This is a genomic window from Bartonella sp. CR127HXZ, from assembly GCF_042194555.1.
GTDB classification, from domain to species: Bacteria; Pseudomonadota; Alphaproteobacteria; order Rhizobiales; family Rhizobiaceae; genus Bartonella; species Bartonella grahamii.
Genome location: NZ_JBHIMZ010000039.1, coordinates 1 through 2,315 on the forward strand (window position 1 = coordinate 1; position 2,315 = coordinate 2,315).

The 2,315-nt window shown below is 44.9% G+C and carries 5 protein-coding genes; 4 read left to right on the top strand and 1 reads right to left on the bottom strand.

Features of this window, described 5'->3' with window-relative positions:
• Positions 1 to 477 (bottom strand): helix-turn-helix domain-containing protein (locus ACFIKY_RS08870; protein WP_375661724.1); only part of this gene is annotated, 477 nt, incomplete at its 3' end.
• A gap of 152 nt (positions 478 to 629) precedes the next feature.
• On the opposite strand from ACFIKY_RS08870, the gene ACFIKY_RS08875 reads away from it, so the two are divergent.
• The 4 genes from ACFIKY_RS08875 to ACFIKY_RS08890 all read left to right on the top strand — a co-directional run.
• On the top strand, positions 630 to 923 hold the full coding sequence (locus ACFIKY_RS08875) for a helix-turn-helix transcriptional regulator (protein WP_183194530.1): 294 nt from the start codon (positions 630 to 632) through the stop codon (positions 921 to 923).
• Between the two features lie 73 nt (positions 924 to 996).
• Positions 997 to 1,137: a hypothetical protein gene (locus ACFIKY_RS08880; protein WP_375661725.1), complete on the top strand. Its 141-nt coding sequence runs from the start codon at positions 997 to 999 to the stop codon at positions 1,135 to 1,137.
• Positions 1,121 to 1,519: a hypothetical protein gene (locus ACFIKY_RS08885; protein WP_375661726.1), complete on the top strand. Its 399-nt coding sequence runs from the start codon at positions 1,121 to 1,123 to the stop codon at positions 1,517 to 1,519. Before ACFIKY_RS08880 ends, ACFIKY_RS08885 begins: the two co-directional genes overlap by 17 nt.
• A partial coding sequence (locus ACFIKY_RS08890) for a ParB/RepB/Spo0J family partition protein (RefSeq protein WP_375661727.1) occupies positions 1,519 to 2,315 on the top strand: 797 nt, incomplete at its 3' end. The genes ACFIKY_RS08885 and ACFIKY_RS08890, both read left to right, overlap by 1 nt.

The window sequence follows — 2,315 nt, forward strand, 5'->3', positions numbered from 1 at the left end:
CTTTAAATGAATTTTAAGAAGAGGGAAAGTCGCTTCGACCTCTTCCATGTCGTTGATGTCTTGAACAAGCTCTTGCAACTTTATACAAAGCTCTGCCGCTAATTCCGCTATATCTTCAGGGGGGAGTTTTATATTTGCATCGCGATAAGTTGTATAAGCTATGCGACCAAGTTTTTTCATGAGACCAGCAGGGATAGTTTGTGGTTTAAAACCCGCTGCTTTCGCTTTTGCCATGTCACTAAACATTTCACCTTCACCCGTAACGAGCCAATGAGGATTAATGTTATAGACTCTATGATAGGCGTTAATTGCTGAGGATGTTGGTTCGTGTGCTCCGATTTCATAATTGGCAAGAGTAGTGCGTTGTAAATTAAGGCGTTGCGCAAAAGCACCGCGTTCTTCATTTCCGAGTACTCGTCTTATTTCACGCAATCGTTTTGCGAGTTCTGTTTTAGGTTCTTTTTCAGGACGTGCCAAAAAAAATCACTCCAAACGCCAAAAAACTGTTTACAAAGACAGATATTTGGCGTATACCTCATATTACCGCCCGATATAGAGGGCAGATATTCTACAATTAACCCCACAAAAAACGGATGTGGGAGCATCCGTTTGAAGCAGGAGCGAAGTTTATGACTATCACACAAGTATGGGATCGCCATAGTATTTTAGCTGAGCTACGCCGCCGTAATATGACCTTGGCGGAGCTCGCGAAAGCTTATCAACTATCGTCATCCAGTGTTCAACACATTTGGACACGGTCTAACGAGAAAGCCGAACGCGCTATTGCCGATTTTATCGGTTTGCCCGTTGAGCAAGTTTTTAGCGACCGCTACCCCAAAAGTCGCCGTCGCATTTTTAAAGCAGCAAAACATGCCAACACAGATTCGCGTGCGCATTCTGCTTTGCGTGGGAATGCTGCTTGAATTTCGTTACACGGCTTTGCGTTTTTGCGCATTTGCCATGAATTTAAATACCATAAGATAAAAAGGTTTATCAATGTCTAAAGATCAATACAAAATGGGCAAGATAAATTGCATAGAGTTGCATCATAGAACAGCCGTTTGGATGGGTTGGTTCTGGCGATTAGGGGGGTGTCATATTATTTTTATAGGGGGTGGTTATGGTTGCTGCTTGTAATTTATGGACCCCAGATGTCAGAAACGATATCGTTAATCCTTATTCAGAAGTTGAACGTTTACAGGTGATGCTTTCCTGTTCTTTAAAAGCAGTGAGTAGTGGATTTAAGCATCTGCCGATCCGGTATATTATTGACCCACCGCATGGCTTATTTGATGCGGCGTTAGCACGGCAGATTGTTATTCATATCTTGCATTATCAGTTTGAGGTGCCGCGGCGGCGTATTGTTGCGATACAGGCACGTCAGCGGACTTCTATTTCTCTATCACTGCAAGTGATTAACCGGCGTTTGGAAGAACCCGTTTTTGCGAAAGCTTATCAAAGATGGGCGGGGCGTGCGATGGATTTATTCTTTAAAGAGATCAGAAAGGCGGCGGCGTGATGGCACAGTTTCAAAAGCTTGCTCTTGATGTGATTGTGGTGCCGGAGCGTATACGCCCTGTGGATGATGAGCATGCCAAGGCACTTGCACAATCAATGGCGCGGGAGGGATTGATGAATCCGATTACGGTGCGCTATACCCCCAATGCTAAAGAGGGCAATTACACACTTATAGCTGGTGCGCATCGGCTTCGTGCTGCGGAGCTTTTGGGCTATAGCGAAATCGATGCGGTTGTGGTGCAGGCTGATAAGGACAATGCCGCGCTTTTAGAGGTTGCTGAAAACCTCTTTCGCAATGAATTGTCTGTTATTGATCGTGCGCTTTTTGTCCAGACTTACCGCGAATTGTGGGAAAAAAAGTATGGGGAGATTAAGGTTGGTGGGGACGGTAGTAATCAACATAAAGCCAAAAAAGAGCAATTGGGTAAAGTTTACCCTATTGCTCAAATCAGTGATAATGCCTCTTCAAATGACAATAAAATCGGGTGTGAAGGGGACAAAGTGGCAAAGGGTCAAGTTGCACCTTTGCCAAATGAAGGTGACTTGAATGGCAAAATGCAAAGTTTGCACTTTGCCAAACATGTAGCAGATCGTATTGGTTTATCGAAGGAGTCAGTGAAACTCCTCAATCGCATTTCCCAACATTTACAGCCGGAGTTGCGGTCTGTTTTGCGGGGGACAGCCTTGGCGGATAATCAAGCGCAGTTGTTAAAATTAGCAAAGATGGAGCCGGTTGCGCAACGGCGGGTGGCAATTGCTTTGCAACAGGTTGAGGGGGATTTACGGCGGGCTGTTGA

Bases quoted from the DNA above. Each gene is read 5' to 3' on its own strand.
- ACFIKY_RS08875 (WP_183194530.1), top strand. From the start codon at position 630: ATGACTATCACACAAGTATGGGATCGCCATAGTATTTTAGCTGAGCTA.
- ACFIKY_RS08880 (WP_375661725.1), top strand. From the start codon at position 997: ATGTCTAAAGATCAATACAAAATGGGCAAGATAAATTGCATAGAGTTG.
- ACFIKY_RS08885 (WP_375661726.1), top strand. From the start codon at position 1,121: ATGGTTGCTGCTTGTAATTTATGGACCCCAGATGTCAGAAACGATATC.